We start from the raw sequence: 16,529 nt of genomic DNA on the forward strand, positions 1-16,529 counted from the left end.
CGGTTGATCGACAAGCTTGAACTGCTGCTGGCGCTGGCGAAGGAACGGCATTTTGGACGCGCGGCAGAGGTCTGCGGCGTGACGCAACCGACGATGTCGACCGGGCTCAAGCAGCTCGAGGAGATCCTCGGCGTGATGCTGGTCCAGCGCGGCTCCCGCTTCCAGGGTTTTACCCCCGAGGGCGAGCGGGCGCTGGATTGGGCGCGGCGGATCGTGGGCGATGCCCGCGCCATGCGCGACGAGATCAACGGGCTGAAGCACCAGCTCTCCGGCGAAATCCGCATCGCGGCGATCCCGACCGTGCTCGGTATGGTCGCCCAGCTGACGACGCCGTTCCGCGCCAAGCATCCCGAGGTGCGCTTCCGCATCCAGTCCACGACCTCGTCAGAGGTGCTGGGGCTGCTCGAAAATCTCGAGGTCGATGCGGGGCTGACCTATATCGAGAACGAGCCGATCGGCAAGGTGCGGACCATTCCGCTCTACAACGAGAGCTATCGCCTGCTGACCGCGCCGGATGGAATGTTCGGCGATCGCGAGACGGTGACGTGGAAGGAGGTCGGCCAGGTGCCGCTGTGCCTGCTGACGCCCGACATGCAGAACCGCCGCATCATCGACCGCGCGCTTCGCTCGGTCGGCGCGGAGGCGACGCCAACCCTGACCTCGAACTCGCTGCTCGTGCTGTTCACGCACGTGAAGACGGGGCGCTGGGCGAGCGTGATGCCGGCCAAGCTTGCCGAGACGCTCGGCCTGTCCGACACGGTGCGCTCGATCCCGATCACCGATCCCGACGTCAATTACAGCATCGGCATGGTGATCCCGCAGCGCGATCCGATGACGCCGCTGATCGCGGCGCTGGTCCATGTCGCCCGCGAAGTGGCGCCGTCGCTGCAGCTGTAGGGGCCAAGGCGGGAGGGCCCGAGCAAGCGCCTCGTCCTTCGAGACGATCGCGGAGCCTGTCATCGGGCCGCGCTTTGCGCGGACCCGGTGGCGGTCCTCAGGATGAGGCTCCGTTGTATCGGTGTTCGTTGAAACTGCTGCTGCGTTCTCTGGCCCTCATCCTGAGGGCCCGCCGGAGGCGGGCGTCTCGAAGGATGGCCGCAGGCGAGCTTCTTGCCGTGCTCTAGGCCGCAGCCGACATCGCGGCCGCCGCCTTGATCGCATCGCGCGGCAGGGTCACGCGGACGACGGTGCCCACGTCGATCTTCGAGCGCAGCCGCATCGAGCCGCCGTGGAGCTGGGCCAGCGAGCGCGCGATCGCAAGTCCGAGTCCGGAGCCGTGATAGGTCTTGGTGAGCTGGCTCTCGACCTGCTCGAAGGGGCGGCCGAGCCGCGCCAGCGAATGCGACGCGATCCCGATGCCGGTGTCGGCGATCATCAGCACGATCCGGTCGTCGAGCTGCCGGCTGCGCACCACGATGCGTCCGCCGTCGGGCGTGAACTTCACGGCATTGGAGAGCAGGTTGACGATGATCTGCTTGGCCGCGCGGCGGTCGGCAACGACCGAGATCGATTTCTCGATCTCGGCATCGAGCGTCAGGTGCTTGTCGTGCGCGCGGCCGGAGACGACGCGCAGCGACTCCGCGAGCGTCTGACCGAGGTCGAGCTCTTCCATGTCGAGCTTCATGCGGCCGGCCTCGATCTTGGACATGTCGAGGATGTCGTTGATGACTTCGAGCAGGTAATGGCCGCTGGTCAGGATGTCCTGGCAGTACTCCTGGTACTTCTCCGAGCCGAGCTCGCCGAACATGCCCGAGCCCATGATCTCGGAGAAGCCGATGATGGCGTTGAGCGGCGTGCGCAGCTCGTGGCTCATATTGGCGAGGAATTTCGACTTGGTCTGGTTGGCTTCCTCGGCACGGGTCTTCTCGCGCTGGTACTTCTCGGCGAGATCGGCGAGCTCGTTGGTCTGGCGCTCGAGGGCGGCCTGGGAGCGCTTGAGGTCGATGACGGTGGCGCGCAGGCGCAGATCGTTGTCGACCAGCTTCTGCTCGTGCTCCTTGATGCGGGTGATGTCGGTGCCGACCGAGACGTAGCCGCCGTCCTTGGTGCGGCGCTCGCTGATGTGCAGCCAGCTGCCGTCGTCGAGCTGCGCCTCGAAGGTGCGCGCGCCCGGACCCTGGCTCGCGGTCTCGTTGTGGCGGGTGCGGACCTCCGGCATGCGGCCGACTTCGAGCACGGTCTCGTAGGAGGTGCCGGGGATGACGGCGCTGTCGGGCAGCTTGTGCAGGCGCTGGAAGTGCGAGTTGCAGAGCACGAGGCGGTCGCTCGCGTCCCACAGCACGAAGGCCTCCGGAATGGTCTCGATGGCGTCGCGCAGGCGAAGGTCGGCTTCGACGGTGCGTTCGGCGAGGCTCTTCTGCTCGGTGATGTCGACGGCGATCCCGATCAGGTGCACGCTGGAATCGGTTGCCCCGCGCGTCTTTTCGCAGCGGACGCGGAGCCAGATCCAGTGCCCGTCGACATGCTGCATGCGGAAGGTCTGGTCGATGTGGTCGATCTTCTCGGAGATGAGCTGGTCGGCGATCTCGAACAGGTCGATGTCGTCGGACTTCACCAGCGCGTTGACCTCGCCGAAGGTGAGGAGCTCGTTGCGGCCGTCGAGGCCGAGCATCGAGAACATCGACTGCGACCAGAAGATCCGGCCGCGCGACAGATCCCAGTCCCACAGGCCGCAGCGGCCGCGGTTGAGCGCGGTGTCGATGCGGCCGCGCACGGCGTCGTTGATCAGGTCGCCCTCGCGGGCGCGGGTCGACTGCCAGTGGAAGGCGAAGCCGAGGATCAGCACGACGAAGCCGGTGGTCGCCGACAGCGTCACCGAGAGCGCGGCGTCCGAGCCCCAGATCGGCTCGTTGCGCTCCTGGATCACGGTGACGAGGCCCGGCAGCGACTTGATCTGCCGCGAGGTCGCCATCGCGACGTTGCCGCTCGGCAGCGCCATGTCGGAGACGTTGTTGTCGCGCGGCGGCGCCGCGAGCAATTGCGCCGTGGTGATCGCATCGAGCAGGCGGTCGTTGCCGGCCGGGTCGCGGTCGATGGGAATGCGGGCGAGGATGCGGCGGTCGATGCCGGCCGAGGTGACGACGACGTGGCGGCCGGCGGCCGTGCCCCAGGACGGGATCAGATCGGGCAGCAGGGACGGCAGGTTCTCGATGTTCTTCAGCCGCTCCTGCCGCGTGAAGGTGAGGCGATCGATACGCTCGGCGAGCAGGTCGGCCAGCGCCGAGATGTCGTGGCGGACGACCTGCCGCTTCTGGCGCGTCTGATCGACGACCTGCACGAACGCGCCGAGGCAGATCGTGATCAGGAATGCGATGATGAGCGTCGGCACGGCGCGGCGCAGCGCCGGCTCCGCGATCAGGAGCCGATGATAGGCAGGTTTCGCGATCGATTGCGCCAATCCCTTGATCGAATCGGATTGGACACACGCGTTCGCGGCGTCTGCGCGCGCCATGCCTTCGGCCCCCTGAAACCTGCTTGCAACTGAAGCTCGGAAGCAGCCCCACATCGCTTCCGAATCATGTCCGATTTGAATCCAGTTTTCGCAGGCTGTCGAGAGTCAACGAATCGTTAACGCGAATTTATTCTTATCCAACGGGCAGTTCGCGCATCGCGCGGCCGCAAACTTGCGTGCGCGGCGAGTCCGAAACGAGAACGTGTGACTCCGCGCACATTCTGGATCACGCGCGCGGCGGTTCGGCGTGACTGATCACGCGCTTCACGCTCGGGAACGCGCGGCGCAGCGCGCGCTCGATCGCGTCGACATGCTCGTGCACCTTGATGACGCTCATCGACGGCTCGCCGCGGCAGTGGAAGTTGACGATCTCGCCGGCGTCGGTGTTGCGGACGCGGACATTGTGGATGTCGTGGATCTCGCTGCCGGCGGCAAATTCCGTCAGGGCGGAGGCGATCGCCTGCACCCGTTCCGGCACCGCGTCGACCCCGAACGGCAGTTCCGGTTCCAGCGGCTCGATGTGGACGTCGACCTCGACGTCCGCGCCGAACTCCTCCTGGATGTTGCGCTCCAGCGTGTTGGCGATGTCGTGGGCGGCGTCGAGCCGCATCCCGGCGTCGACCTCGAGGTCGATGCCGACGATCAGCTTGGCGCCCAGATCCCGCACTGTGCCCAGATCGTGCACCGTGACGTGGTGGATGGCGAGACCCGAATTGTGCGCGATCACCATGATCCGGTCGCGTACGGTCTCGTTGTCGCGCGCGACGGGCACGGCAGTGAAGGTGAGGTCGGCGTCGCCGAATGCTCTGTCGACGGCCGCCTGCGCCTTGCGCTTGATCTCCTCGACGCGGTCGATCGGATAGGTCCGCGGCACCTTCGCGATGGCGTCGATGAAGGTGGTCGCTCCCACCATGCGCACCCGCAGCCGTTCGACGCCGATCACGCCGGGGACGCTGCGGATCGCGGCCGTGGCCTTCTGCTGCGCGCCCTCGGGGGCGCGATCGACCAGGGTCTCCACGGTCGACCCGGCCATGCGCAGGCCGAGCAGGGCGATCATCACGGCAACGGCGGCGGCGGCCGCCGCGTCGCCCCACCAGAAGCCGAGGGCGGCGAGGATCAGGCCCGCGATCACGGCGAACGAGCCCATCACGTCGGAGGCGAAATGCAGCGCGTCGGCGGCGAGCGCCTGGCTGCGCGTCTCCCGCGCGGCGCGGTGCAGGGCGCGGGCGCGCCACAGGTTCACGACGATGTCGATCACCAGCACCACGAACGGCACGGCCGAGATCGTCGGCGGCGCGGTTCCCTCGCGCAGGCGGCTATAGGATTCGACCAGGATGCCGCCGGCGAGCACGTAGAGCAGGGCGGTGACACCGAGCGCGGAGATGCTCTCCAGCTTGCCGTGGCCGTAATGGTGCTCCTCGTCCGCCGGCTTGTCGGAGACCCGCACCACCGCCCAGGTGATGATGGTCGCGACCAGGTCGATCGAGGAATGCAGGGCCTCGGAGATCAGCGCGAGCGAGCCGATCGCGATCCCGACCGCGAACTTGGCCGCCGCCATGCCGCCGCTGGCGAAGATCGAGATGGCCGCGACCGAGGTTTTGTTGTGCTGGGAAGTCATCGCGGGGATTTAGCAGCCTAAGAGCGAACATCAAGCGACGATCCACAGCTATAGTCGCGAGTGAGTTGCAGGAGCGAAGCTATTGCGAATGCTTCCGAATTGAAGGGTAGCTCCCTGCCACGCGCTAGGTCTCGTAGGGTGGGCAAAGGCGCAAAGCGCCGTGCCCACGTTCTTCCGTGATGGTTACAGATCGTGGGCACGCTTCCGCTTTGCCCACCCTACGACACCGTCGCCTTGGTGGCCCCTACGGCACCGTCACGACGATCTTCCCCAGATGCTTGTTCGCCTCCATGTGCTCGAACGCCTTGTCGATGTCGTCGAACGCATAGACCTTGTCGATCGGCAGTTGCAGCTTTCGCGCTTCCACCGCACTCCAGATATCCTTGCGAACCTCTTCAAAAATCTCGCGGACCTCCTCGATGGTGCGGGTGCGGAAGGTGACGCCGACATAGTCGATGCGGCGCGCGGCATGCAGGTCGAAGTTGAAGTCGGCATGGGTGCCGCCGAGCCGGCCGACATTGACGATGCGGCCCTTGACCCTGGTGGCGGCGAGGTTCTGGCTCGCGACCTTGCCGGAGACCTGGTCGACGATGAGATCGACGCCTTCGCCGCCGGTCGCCTTCAGCACCTCGTCCACCCATTTGGGATCGGAGGAGTCGACCGCGAGGTCGGCGCCGTACTCCTTCAGCCGGCCGCGGCGATAGGCATCGGTCGAGGAGCCGATCACGAGCCTGGCGCCCTTCAGCTTGGCGATCTGCATCGCCATCAGGCCGACGCCGGAGCTGGCACCCTGGATCAGCACGGCTTGGCCAGGCTGCACGCCGCCGACCATGACGACGGCGTTGTACATAGTCGCGAGCGCGACCGGGAGGGTGGCGGCTTCCTCGAAGTTCATGTTCGAGGACGCGCGGAACAGCCGGCCGTGATCGGCGAGTGTGTACTCGGCGAAGGCGGCGCCGCCCGAGCCCATGACGCGATCGCCGACCTTCACCCCCTTCGCATCCGGTCCGAGCTCGGCGACCTCACCGGCCCATTCCATGCCGAGCACGGTGCCGACGCCGCCGGCCGCGCCGTGGGCGTGGCCCTTGCGCATGCCGGTGTCGGCGCGATTGAGGCCACAGGCGCGGACACGGACCAGCACCTGCGTGCCTTTGGGCTTTGGTTGAGCGACGTCGGAAATCCTAGCGCCGTCAGGGCCGTAGACATAAGCCTTCATGAATTACTCTCGCTTCTTGCAGTGATTATTCCGCGGCTTGCGCGCTCGGTTGAGCGATCATGCCTTCGAGCCGGCTGCGAATGATGGCTTCGGCTTCGCGGACGATGCGCGAGATGAGCTCGGCGCAGCTCGGGATGTCCTGGATCAGGCCCTGCACCTGACCGGCCGACCAGATGCCTTCGTCCGAATTGCCGGTCGCATAGACCATCTTGCCGCGGGCGCCGGCGACGAGCTCGCGGATGTCCTCGAACTTGGCGCCTTCCTTCTCCATCGCGACGACCTTGGTCGAGATCTCGTTCCTGGCGACGCGGGAGGTGTTGCGCATGGTGCGGAAGATCAGCTCGGTCTCGCGCTCGTCGTTGGCGACGATCTTCTCCTTGATGAGCTGGTGGATCGGGCTCTCCTTGGTCGCCATGAAGCGGGTGCCCATGTTGATGCCCTCGGCGCCGAGCGCCAGCGCCGCCACGAGGCCGCGGGCGTCGGCAAAGCCGCCCGAGGCGATCATCGGGATCTTGATCTTGTTGGCGGCGGCCGGGATCAGGATCAGGCCGGGGGTGTCGTCCTCGCCGGGGTGGCCGGCGCATTCGAAGCCGTCGATCGAGATGGCGTCGACGCCCATCCGCTCGGCCGAGAGGGCGTGGCGGACGCTGGTGCATTTGTGCACGACCTTGACGCCGTGCTTCCTGAACTCGTCGACATGCTCCTGCGGCTTGTTGCCGGCGGTCTCGACCACCGTGATGCCGCTCTCGATGATGGCGGCGCGGTACTCGGCATAGGGCGGCGGCTTGATCGCGGGCAGGATGGTGAGGTTGACGCCGAACGGCTTGTCGGTGAGGTCGCGGCAGCGCGCGATCTCCTTCCGGAGGTCCTCCGGCGTCGGCTGGGTCAGCGCCGTGATGAAGCCGAGCGCGCCGGCATTGGCGACCGCCGCGACCAGCTCGGCCCGGCCGACCCATTGCATGCCGCCCTGGACGATCGGATGCTCGACGCCGACGAGTTTGGTGAACCGTGTCTGCAGCATGATCTGTTTCCCCCTGGGCGGCCCGCAGGCTCTGTTGTCGGTTGATGGCGGGAGGATGCCGCCCGGGTCGGGAAATGTCTATCAGCGGGGACGTGCGGTGAGGGCGGGGCGTCATGCGAGGGATGAGCGAGATTCCGCAGGGCGGATAATTCGGGTGCGTGTTGCCCTTGGTGCAGTTCTTTCCTCGAACTCCGCCGTCATACCCCGCGAAAGCGGGGTATCCAGTACGCCGCGGCTTCTCGGTTCTAGCCGAGCTGTCTCTGGAATACTGGATTGCCCGCTTTCGCGGGCAATGACACCGAGTATGGAGCGAACCGCTACTCCGCCGACAGCCGCACCATCTGGCGGCCACCGTTCATTTCCTTGAGGCTGTTGACGAAGTTTTCCGGACGCTGCCAGCGGTAGGGGACCTTCAATCCCATGAACTCGGCGATGTCGCCAATGAAGCCGGTGCAGTTGGTGGTTTCGGCGTTCCAGACCGGCGAGCTTGCCTGCAATTTCTTGATGTAGGCGAACACGCGCTTGGCGTCGGCTTCGCTCAGATAGACGCGGTAGTTTGCGGTCAGATAGTCCGGATCGAGATCGCCGTAGCTCGCGCCGGTCTCGGATGGCACCCAGGTGAGGTGACCGAGCACGTAGGCCCAGGTGTCGCCGGCCGGCGTCAGGCCCGCGACCTCGACGGCGCGCTCGCTGGTCTTGCCGTACCAGACGAACGCATGGCCCCAGCTTGCCGCCGTCCGCGCGCGGAAGTCGACGTAATAGGGACCTTTCTCCGCGCGCGCGACGGAGCGCCGCGTCGATTGCGGCGCCGGTCGTGAGGCGGTGTCGGCCGTGGCAAGCGCATTGGCATCGGCAACGCGCTTGTTCGCTTCGTGGGCCGAGGCTGAGGGTGACGTGCACGCGATCATGGCCGCGAGCGCGAATCCCGCAAGGATGCAGGATCCCGATCGATCAGGTTTGTTCTTCACGCTGTGCCCCCTCGACTGTCGGCCGCTTACGCAATTGTCTTGCGCGTATTTCCGTGCGCTCAGTAGCGCGCAGCGACCGGGCCGGGCGCCTTGCCGATCGGGGCCTTTCCAATCGGGCTCTTGCCAATCGGCATCTTGCCGATCGGGGGCTGCGCCGCCGGATAGGCGGGCACCGGCTGGCGGCGCGGCAGATCCGCGGCGTTCGCAGCCGTCACCAGAGCAAGCGTGGCACCCAGAGCAATTACAATCTTCTTCACAGTGATACCCCTAGAAGGTTTGGTCCAAACACGGCACAGCCGTGCCCCCCAGACACGCTCACAGAAGGGCGGCGGAATGCGTCCAAGTTGCGGCGCGCGCGGGACAAGTTGGCGGCATATCTCGGGCGTACGCAGATATGATGTGTCTGGATGTTTCGGGGCGGGGTGGACGTCGGTGCCGTAGCCCGGATGAGCGAAGCGATATCCGGGAGTGCTCGCGGAGACATCCGTCCCGGATGTCGCTTCGCTCATCCGGGCTACGAGATCATTTGTTCTCACCCGATCCGGTTCAGGCCGTTCCTGATCGTCGCGAAGATGCCGCCGATGTCCTTGCGCAAGGCATCGAGCGCGTTGAAATTGTCGAAGATGCGGGCGAGGCGGTCCTCGACCTCGCGCTTGCTCTTGGCGAGTGCATCGACGCGCGAGGCGAGGGTGACGTCGCCGCTTCCCTCGATCTCGCCGACGGTTTTGGCCAGGAGATCGCGCGTGGCGCCGACCTCCGCGATCAGGGCCTCGATGCCGAACACCGGCGCGTTCAGCGGGACGAGATCGGCCTGCGATTTCGACAGCTCCGTCTTGAAGGCGTTCAGCGTTGCCAGCGTCTCCTGCAGCGCGCCGAGGCGCTGGCGTGACTGGAGGACGAAATCGTTCAGCGCGTTCTGGCGTTCCGCAAGCGTCTTGCCTTCGGGATCTGTCTCGATGTCGGCGAGCGAGCGTTCGAGCTGGGCCTGGCGCTGGCCGAGCTCCTCGAAGTCGAGGCGGATCGCTTTCAGGATGTTGAAGCTGTCGTCGATGCGGGCAAGGCGCTGCTCGATCTCGATCTTGTTCTTCGAGAGCGTCTCGACGCGGGTGCCGAGCGGCACCTCGCCGCCGGTCTCGAGCTCGTCGATGCTCTTGGCCAGGCGGTCATGGCTGAGGCCGAGCTCGCTCATCAGGGCATTGATGCCGGCGTCCGGCGAGCGTAGCGGCGCCAACTCGGCGTGGGATTTCGCCAGGTCTTCCTTGTACTGGTTGAGGGTCACGAAAGTGTCCTGGACCGCATTGACCCGCGACAGCAGCGCCGATACGTCGCGCGCCACGTCTTTCAGGCGGTCGGCGAGGTTGTTCTTGCGGTCGTCGGTCTCAAGGTCGAGTAGCGAGCGTTCGAGCTGGTTCTGGCGGTCGCGGATCTCCGTGAAAACAGGTTCGACCGCGCGGCGCTGGTCGGCGACCTTGCCGACCATCTCTCGCACCCCCTGTTGGCGCCGGCGGATCTCGGCGAGCTGATCGTGCATGTCGGTGGATTCGTTGCGGCCCTGCTGGAGCAAAGCGCGCTGCTCGGTCTCGCTCAGCTTGTCATGGAGCGCGGAGACGGCCTGCCGGGGATCGCTCTCGATCAGGTGCTGGACGGTGGCGTCGAGGTTGCAGGGCATGAGCGACGACGACGTCCTCGCGGGTCTTCTTGAGGCGGTCGCGCAGCGTATTGAGGCGCCGGTCCTGGCGCGAGAGCCGCCAGGCGGGGGCGCCGATCAGCGCCAGCCCGAGCGTCACGATCGCGCCGGTCGCGATGCGCTGCGGCATCGGCAGGCCCGCAAACAGGGCGGGCAGGTGGGTGACGTCGTAACCAAACGCCTGCTCGGCGAGAAGCGCGATGGCAGCTAGCAGGACAAACCAGGCAACCAGGAAAAACAGCCACATCGTGACGTCCTCAGCCGGCACACATTTTCGCCATGATTGCTATTGGAGGGCGGAACCGAGATCAAGGGGCGCGCGGGTGTGTGTGATGCGTCCCGTAGCGCGATCCACCGCTGGTTGCGTCAGCCGATCAGCGGAGCGGGCGTAGCTTGCCGGGTTTTCCCGAGGTGGACGTGTTCTGTCGCCCGGATGGAGCGACGCGCAATTCGGGTTACGGCACCAGAAACGGGCGTCGAGGCGAGGCGCACCTCAGCCGATCATTTCCCGCGGAAGTTCGAGCGCATCTTGTCGGCGAACCAGACCACGAAGATCGCAGCGAACGCGAGAGCAAAGTACAGAGCCGTCCACAAAAGCGCATACTCGGCATTCGTCATGGCGTCCTCCCCGGCATCAGAATTCGATTGCCGGGGAGGATAGCGGCGGCCGCGACGGCGCAATTTGCGCAGGATCAATTTTGCCGCGCTGCGGCGAAAATGACCGGCGAGCCTTCATTCCGGGGCACGACGGAGTTGCGCCGGGGAAATGACGGCGAGGCTACAGCCGAAACTCGTTGGTCAGCTCGCCGATGCCGTCGATCGCGACGGTCACAATGTTCACGTCCTCCTTCATCACGCCGACGCCGACCGAGGTGCCGACCGCGATGAGGTCGCCCGGGAGCAGGGTCATGTCGTGAGAGATCCTGCTGACCAGCTCCTGCGCGGTGAAGATCATGTCCGAGATCGGATAGTTCTGCCGCTCCGCCCCGTTGAGGATGGTGCGGACCACGAGGCTGGCCGGATCGAGGCCCGTGGCGATCACAGGGCCGAACGGGCCGTAATCGTCGATGCCCTTGGCGCGGGCCCATTGCGGGAAAGTGGGATCGCTGGTCAGGATGTCGTTGGCGGTGATGTCGTTGACGCAGGTGTAGCCGAAGATGAAGCTGTCCGCTTCAGCAGGCGAGACGCGGGCGCAGGTCTTGCCGACGACGATGCCGAGTTCGCCTTCATAAGTGGTCTTGCCGTCGTAGTAAGACGGGCGGCGGATCACGGCGCCCGGTGTCGTGATGCTGGTGGTGGCCTTGAGCAGATAGAGCGGCTCCGGCGGCTCGGGCTGATTCAGCTTGGCGGCGAGGGCGTGAAAATTATTCCAGAGCGCGACGATCTTGCTGGGCGCGCAGGGCGCGAGCAGCTCGACCTCCGACAGCGCCAGAATCTTGCCGGTGCTTACGTTGCGGCCGAACATCTCGCCCTCATGCACGCTGATGCCCGAGCGAGCAAGCGTGCCGAAGCCGGTCGTACCGGCGTGGCGGAAGCGCAGCCACTGCTTCATCTCGCTTGCCATCACGCCACCGCCAGTGCGCGGGGATCTGATGGCGTCGAAACGCCGTCATAGAGTCCTGCGATGCGGGCGCGCTGGGTCACCATGGCCAGCACCGAATCCAGCGCGGGCGTGGCGATGCCGGTGAGGCGGCCCATCTCCTGCACCACGGTGACGAGCGGGTCGATCTCCATCGGACGGCCGCGCTCGAGATCCTGGAGCATCGATGTCTTGTGCGCGCCGACCTTGCGGGCGCCCTCGATGCGGCGCTCGACGTCGACGCGGAACTTGACGCCGAACGTCTCGGCGATGCCTTGCGTCTCCACCATGATCGCGCGCGACAGCGCACGGGTGGAGGGATCGGTGCAGATCACGTCGAGCGTTGCATGGGTCAGCGCGCTGATCGGGTTGAAGCAGACATTGCCCCAGAGCTTGAGCCAGATCTCGTCGCGGATGCGGTCGAGCACTGGCGCTTTCAGCCCGGCTGCGACGAAGAGATCGGCGAGGCGCTGGACGTCGGGGGTGATCTCGCCGGAGGGCTCGCCGAGCGGAAAATTGTTGCCGTAGACGTGGCGGATCACGCCGGGCGCCTCGATCTCGGTGGCGGGATAGACGATGCAGCCGATGGCGCGTTCGGCGCCGATCTCGCGCCACTGCCGTCCGCCCGGATCGATGCTCTCCAGCGTCGAGTTCTCGTATTGGCCGCCGTGCTTGTAGAAGTACCAGTAGGGAATGCCGTTGACGGCGGTGACGATGCGGGTGTGGGGCCCGAGCAGCGGCTGCATCTTCTCGATCACGCCTGTGATCGAATGCGCCTTCAGCGTGATGATGATGTAGTCCTGCACGCCGAGCTCGGCGGGGTCGTCGGTGCAGCGCGGATGCACGGTGTGCTTCTCCTCGCCCGCGAGCAGCGTCAGGCCGTGCTCGCGCATCGCGGCAAGGTGGGCGCCGCGTGCGATCAGGCTGACATCTGCGCCAGCGCGCGCGAGTTGAACCCCGAGATATCCGCCGATCGCGCCGGCGCCGTAGATGCAGATCTTCATGAAATCCTCGCGGGAAACCGGAATTTTGGGACGCAAGATCCGGTCCGGCGCGGATGGGATCCGAGCCGGGGCCGGTAGTCGCAGGGGAAGTGTGTGTCGCCTTAGGCTGCCGCTTGCGGCGCGCCGTTGATCGCTTCGTCCATGGCAGCAGCGATGTCGCGCATGCTGATGACGGAGACGAGGCTGTAATCGTCGATCACGGGCAGGTGCCGGATGTGATTGCGGTTCATCAGGTGCCGGACGTGCTCGATCGTGTCGGTCGAGGTGCAGGAGACGAGCTGCTGCACCGAGACGAGTTGCGAGACCTTCACGTTGATGGCGTTCGCACCGTGCTCGGCGACCGCGCGCACCACGTCGCGCTCGGTGAACATGCCGACCGCGGTGTTGCCCTCGGAGCGGACCACGTCCTTGACTACCAGCGCGCTGATGTTGTTGGCGCGCATCAGCTTGGCGGCAATACCCACCGTTTCGTTCATTCGCACCGTAACAACGCGCGGCGTCTTCTTGCGCAGAATATCTCCGACCAGCATTGCAACCTCCCTCGGGTGAAATGTTGGCCAAGTGTGGTATACATAATGCCAATCGTCAAGCGCTCGATTTGGCTGATCCGAAAATTCTTGCGGCAGGAATGCTGACGTTTGTCGTCGAGCCAAAAAGAAAGGGGCGCATCGCTGCGCCCCTTTCTCAACCGTCCAAGGTGTGCGGCTGTTACGCCGTCTCGGTCTTGGCATTGCCGGTCGCGGTGCCCGCGCTCTCGGCTTCCTTGCCGAGGATGAAGGAGCGGCGCAGCGGCTTGATCACGAACAGCGCCGTCAGCGCCGCCGTCGCATTCAACGCCACCGCGACCACGAACACGGCCTTCCAGCCGTAGGTTGCCGAGATCACGCTCGCGAGCGGGACGAGCAGGGATGCCGTGCCCTTCGCGGTGTAGAGCATGCCGTTGTTGGTGGTTGCGAATTTCGAGCCGAAGGTGTCGCCGCAGGTCGCGGGGAACAGCGAATAGATCTCGCCGAACACGCCAAAATACACCGCGGTCGCGAGCACGAAGACGACAGGGACATGGCCGTAGGCCGACAGCGTCAGGAGCATCAGCGCAGCGGTGCCGAACGCGATGAACATGGTGTGCTCGCGGCCGATCGTGTCGGAGACCCAGCCGAAGAACGGGCGTCCGAAGCCGTCGAAGATTCGGTCGAGCGAGATCGCGAAGGTCAGCGCCGCCATCTGGAAGCCGGCGAGCGTCACCGGCGTGTCGGCGATCTTGTAGTCGTGCGCGATCGGGCCGATCTGCGCCGCGGTCATCAGGCCGCCGGAGGCGACCATGACAAATACGAGATACATGACCCAGAAAATGGGGGTGCGCAGCACCTGCGGCGGGGTGAAGTCGATCTTGGTCTGCGGCAGATTGAGCTGCTTCTTCTTCGGCGGGATCGAGATCCGCGGCGGCTGGATGAAGAAGGCGAGCACGAACACGATCACGCCCTGGCCGATGCCGAAGGTGAGGAAGGCGTGCTGGTAGCCGCTCGTTGCGATCATGGTCGCGATCGGCACGATGGTGAGCGCAGCGCCGGCGCCGAAGCCGGCAGCGGTCGCGCCGGCGGCGAGGCCGCGGCGGTCGGGGAACCATTTCAGCGCGTTGCCGACGCAGGTGCCGTACACCGCGCCGGCGCCCATGCCGCCGACGACGGCGGCTGCGTAGAGCAGGGTGAGCGAGTCAGCGTAGGAGTTGAGCACCCAGGACAGCGCGATCATGACGCCGCCGAACATGATGACGATGCGCGGACCGTATTTGTCGACGAACCAGGCCTCGATCGGAACCAGCCAGGTCTCGGTGACGACGAAGATGGTGAAGGCGAGCTGGATCGCGGCGCGACCCCAATGGTGCTCGTGATCGATCGGATCGACGAACAGCGTCCAGCCGTATTGCAGATTGGCAATCATCGCCATGCAGACGATGCCCATGACCAGCTGAAGCCAACGGAAACCTGTGCGAAGAGGCGCGGCTGTGACGGCGCCATCCGGGCTGGAAATCATCAAGAACCTCCCAACGCGCCTGATTGATTGCGACCTGGGATTGCAAGATGACCCGATGTCGCAAATGTTGTGGCTTATCGTCGCAAGCGCGGCGAGGACATTGGTATACCATATCCCAGAAGGCAAGCCCTATCTCGCGCCGCGGCGCAGCAAAATGCATGGTTCCGTTCGGATTACCGGAATCTGAAGAAATTCGTGCAAAACGAAAACGCCCGGCCGTGAGGCCGGGCGTCGTTGCTTGAACGTTGTGTGGTGAAGCGCGTCAGAGCGTCGATTTTGCGACCACGACCTTGCGCCAGGGCTTGAGCACCATGATCGCCAGCAGGGAGGCCAGGATGTTAGCGCCGGCCGCGATGATGAACACGCTGTCCCAGGTGCCCGACGACTGCTGCATGTAGTTGGCGATCGGCACCAGCAGCGCGGCGGTGCCCTTCGCGGTGTAGAGCAGGCCGGCATTGGTGGTCGCGAACTTGGCGCCGAACGTGTCGGTGCAGGTCGAGGGGAACAGCGAGTAGATCTCACCCCAGGCGAAGAACACGAAGCCCGAGAGCAGCACGAACCAGAGAGGATCGTGGCCCCAGAGGTAGAGCATCCAGATGCCGAACCCTTCCATGCCGAAGGCGATGAACATCGTGTTCTCGCGGCCGATCATGTCGGAGATCCAGCCGAAGAACGGACGCGTCAGGCCGTTGAGCACGCGGTCGATCGTCGCTGCGAACGTCACCGCGGTCATCGTCACCGCCATCAGCGTGACCGGCACGTTGTCGACCTTCCAGTCGGCCGCGATCGGCTTCAGGTTGGCCGTCACCATCAGGCCGCCGGCGCCGACGATCACGAACATGAAGTACATCAGCCAGAAGATCGGCTGACGCAGAACTTCGGTCGGCTGATAGTTGCGGCGGCTCTGCACCAGGTTGGCGTTCGCCACGACGTTCGGCACCTGGCCTGCTTTCGGCGCCAGCAGGAAGAAGGCGAGGATGCAGATGATGATGCCTTGTCCGAGGCCGAAATAGAGGAAGGTGGTCTGGAAACCACTGTCCTTGATCATGGCCTGGATCGGCGCGACGGTCAGCGCGGAGCCTGCACCGAAGCCCGCGGCCGTGATGCCCGCGGCAAGACCGCGCTTGTCCGGAAACCACTTCAGCGCATTGCCGACGCAGGTGCCGTAGACGCCGCCGGCGCCGATGCCTGCGATGATCATGCCGAGATAGAAGCCGTTGAGCGAGGTCGCCTGCGCATTGATCGCCCAGCCGACAGCGCAGAGCACGCCGCCGACGAGCACGACGATGCGCGGACCGTATTTGTCGACGAACCATCCTTCGACCGGCACGAGCCAGGTCTCGAACAGCACGAAGAGCGTAAAGGCCCACTGGATCGAGGCGCGATCCCAGCCGAACTTTTTCTGGATGTCGGGGACGAAGAACGTCCAGCCGTATTGATAATTGGCGATCATCACCATTGCGGCGACGCCCACCGCCAACTGCGTCCAGCGATAGGCATCACTTACGCGCGCGACACCTGGGGCCGCTGTCGACTGCACCATGTCCGTCATCAAATCCCTCCCGAAGGCGCCGATCATTTTTATGCGTGCGCTGTCCCGCATCTTGGTATTCATTATGCCAAGATTCAACAGAGGGACTGGAGGGTGCGGCGAAATATCGCGGACCTGTTCACATGCGTCACGGCCGCGGAATTGTAAAGCCCCAATCGCTGCCAGCCCGATCATGGGAACAGCGGTCGCTGGCACTCAACGCATTGATGTCACGTCAATCTTCGGCCCCGCGCGAGGCCGCAAGCAAGCTCTGGAAAACCGGCGGCTCAGGGATTTTCAGCGTCCGACCAGTCGGTGCGCGCAGCGCGCGCAGATCGACGCGCGGTCGTGCGGCGACCGCGCATTTCCTGGAATTCTTTATTCCAGAAGTCCGGGGTGCGGCGGATTTGACGCGACTCTCGC

Annotated in this window: 14 protein-coding genes; 1 reads left to right on the plus strand and 13 read right to left on the minus strand. The window is 65.3% G+C overall.

Annotated features, from left to right (window positions below; genetic code table 11):
• Positions 1-3 precede the first annotated feature (3 nt).
• Positions 4-897 carry a LysR family transcriptional regulator gene (locus NLM25_RS15390; RefSeq protein WP_254117756.1) on the plus strand — a complete coding sequence of 298 codons (894 nt, stop codon included), beginning with the start codon at positions 4-6 and terminating at the stop codon, positions 895-897.
• A 223-nt stretch (positions 898-1,120) separates the two neighbouring features.
• Here NLM25_RS15390 and NLM25_RS15395 read toward each other — a convergent pair whose 3' ends face one another.
• The 13 genes from NLM25_RS15395 to oxlT (NLM25_RS15455) all read right to left on the minus strand — a co-directional run bounded on the left by NLM25_RS15395 (position 1,121) and on the right by oxlT (NLM25_RS15455) (position 16,127).
• Positions 1,121-3,451: a PAS domain-containing sensor histidine kinase gene (locus tag NLM25_RS15395; RefSeq protein WP_254137492.1), complete on the minus strand. Its 2,331-nt coding sequence runs from the start codon at positions 3,449-3,451 to the stop codon at positions 1,121-1,123.
• A 226-nt stretch (positions 3,452-3,677) separates the two neighbouring features.
• The gene (locus NLM25_RS15400; RefSeq protein WP_254137493.1) at positions 3,678-5,069 is read right to left on the minus strand and encodes a cation-efflux pump; all 1,392 of its coding nucleotides are present in this window, start codon (positions 5,067-5,069) and stop codon (positions 3,678-3,680) included.
• Positions 5,070-5,313: 244 nt separating this feature from the next.
• Positions 5,314-6,285 (minus strand): zinc-binding dehydrogenase, encoded by a 972-nt coding sequence (locus NLM25_RS15405; RefSeq protein WP_254137494.1) that lies wholly within the window; start codon positions 6,283-6,285, stop codon positions 5,314-5,316.
• A gap of 25 nt (positions 6,286-6,310) precedes the next feature.
• Positions 6,311-7,306, minus strand: coding sequence for a nitronate monooxygenase family protein (locus NLM25_RS15410; protein WP_254117760.1), 996 nt, complete (start codon positions 7,304-7,306; stop codon positions 6,311-6,313).
• Positions 7,307-7,623: 317 nt separating this feature from the next.
• The gene (locus NLM25_RS15415) at positions 7,624-8,274 is read right to left on the minus strand and encodes a hypothetical protein (RefSeq protein ID WP_254137495.1); all 651 of its coding nucleotides are present in this window, start codon (positions 8,272-8,274) and stop codon (positions 7,624-7,626) included.
• Positions 8,275-8,333: 59 nt separating this feature from the next.
• Positions 8,334-8,531 carry a hypothetical protein gene (locus NLM25_RS15420; protein WP_254137496.1) on the minus strand — a complete coding sequence of 66 codons (198 nt, stop codon included), beginning with the start codon at positions 8,529-8,531 and terminating at the stop codon, positions 8,334-8,336.
• Between the two features lie 275 nt (positions 8,532-8,806).
• Positions 8,807-9,943, minus strand: a complete 1,137-nt coding sequence (locus NLM25_RS15425; RefSeq protein WP_254137497.1) for a hypothetical protein — start codon at positions 9,941-9,943, stop codon at positions 8,807-8,809.
• A complete protein-coding gene (locus NLM25_RS15430) occupies positions 9,867-10,208 on the minus strand; it encodes a hypothetical protein (RefSeq protein WP_254137498.1) in 342 nt (113 codons plus the stop codon). Before NLM25_RS15430 ends, NLM25_RS15425 begins: the two co-directional genes overlap by 77 nt.
• A gap of 531 nt (positions 10,209-10,739) precedes the next feature.
• Positions 10,740-11,525 carry a fumarylacetoacetate hydrolase family protein gene (locus NLM25_RS15435; protein WP_254137499.1) on the minus strand — a complete coding sequence of 262 codons (786 nt, stop codon included), beginning with the start codon at positions 11,523-11,525 and terminating at the stop codon, positions 10,740-10,742.
• Positions 11,525-12,544 carry a 2-dehydropantoate 2-reductase gene (locus NLM25_RS15440; protein ID WP_254137500.1) on the minus strand — a complete coding sequence of 340 codons (1,020 nt, stop codon included), beginning with the start codon at positions 12,542-12,544 and terminating at the stop codon, positions 11,525-11,527. The genes NLM25_RS15435 and NLM25_RS15440 overlap by 1 nt, the downstream gene beginning before the upstream one ends.
• A gap of 101 nt (positions 12,545-12,645) precedes the next feature.
• Positions 12,646-13,074: a CBS domain-containing protein gene (locus NLM25_RS15445; RefSeq protein WP_254117766.1), complete on the minus strand. Its 429-nt coding sequence runs from the start codon at positions 13,072-13,074 to the stop codon at positions 12,646-12,648.
• 178 nt (positions 13,075-13,252) lie between these two features.
• Positions 13,253-14,575, minus strand: coding sequence for an oxalate/formate MFS antiporter (gene oxlT / locus NLM25_RS15450; protein ID WP_254117767.1), 1,323 nt, complete (start codon positions 14,573-14,575; stop codon positions 13,253-13,255).
• Positions 14,576-14,837: 262 nt separating this feature from the next.
• Complete coding sequence (gene oxlT, locus NLM25_RS15455) at positions 14,838-16,127, minus strand: oxalate/formate MFS antiporter (protein WP_254117768.1); 1,290 nt, start codon at positions 16,125-16,127, stop codon at positions 14,838-14,840.
• Between the last annotated feature and the right edge of the window lie 402 nt (positions 16,128-16,529).

The sequence above is a fragment of the Bradyrhizobium sp. CCGB01 genome (genome assembly GCF_024199795.1).
GTDB lineage: Bacteria > Pseudomonadota > Alphaproteobacteria > Rhizobiales > Xanthobacteraceae > Bradyrhizobium.

Coding starts and splice junctions, on each gene's coding strand:
- NLM25_RS15395 (WP_254137492.1), bottom strand. CDS start 3,451: ATGGCGCGCGCAGACGCCGCGAACGCGTGTGTCCAATCCGATTCGATC.
- NLM25_RS15400 (WP_254137493.1), bottom strand. CDS start 5,069: ATGACTTCCCAGCACAACAAAACCTCGGTCGCGGCCATCTCGATCTTC.
- NLM25_RS15405 (WP_254137494.1), bottom strand. CDS start 6,285: ATGAAGGCTTATGTCTACGGCCCTGACGGCGCTAGGATTTCCGACGTC.
- NLM25_RS15410 (WP_254117760.1), bottom strand. CDS start 7,306: ATGCTGCAGACACGGTTCACCAAACTCGTCGGCGTCGAGCATCCGATC.
- NLM25_RS15425 (WP_254137497.1), bottom strand. CDS start 9,943: ATGCCCTGCAACCTCGACGCCACCGTCCAGCACCTGATCGAGAGCGAT.
- NLM25_RS15430 (WP_254137498.1), bottom strand. CDS start 10,208: ATGTGGCTGTTTTTCCTGGTTGCCTGGTTTGTCCTGCTAGCTGCCATC.
- NLM25_RS15435 (WP_254137499.1), bottom strand. CDS start 11,525: ATGGCAAGCGAGATGAAGCAGTGGCTGCGCTTCCGCCACGCCGGTACG.
- NLM25_RS15440 (WP_254137500.1), bottom strand. CDS start 12,544: ATGAAGATCTGCATCTACGGCGCCGGCGCGATCGGCGGATATCTCGGG.
- NLM25_RS15445 (WP_254117766.1), bottom strand. CDS start 13,074: ATGCTGGTCGGAGATATTCTGCGCAAGAAGACGCCGCGCGTTGTTACG.
- oxlT (WP_254117767.1), bottom strand. CDS start 14,575: ATGATTTCCAGCCCGGATGGCGCCGTCACAGCCGCGCCTCTTCGCACA.
- oxlT (WP_254117768.1), bottom strand. CDS start 16,127: ATGACGGACATGGTGCAGTCGACAGCGGCCCCAGGTGTCGCGCGCGTA.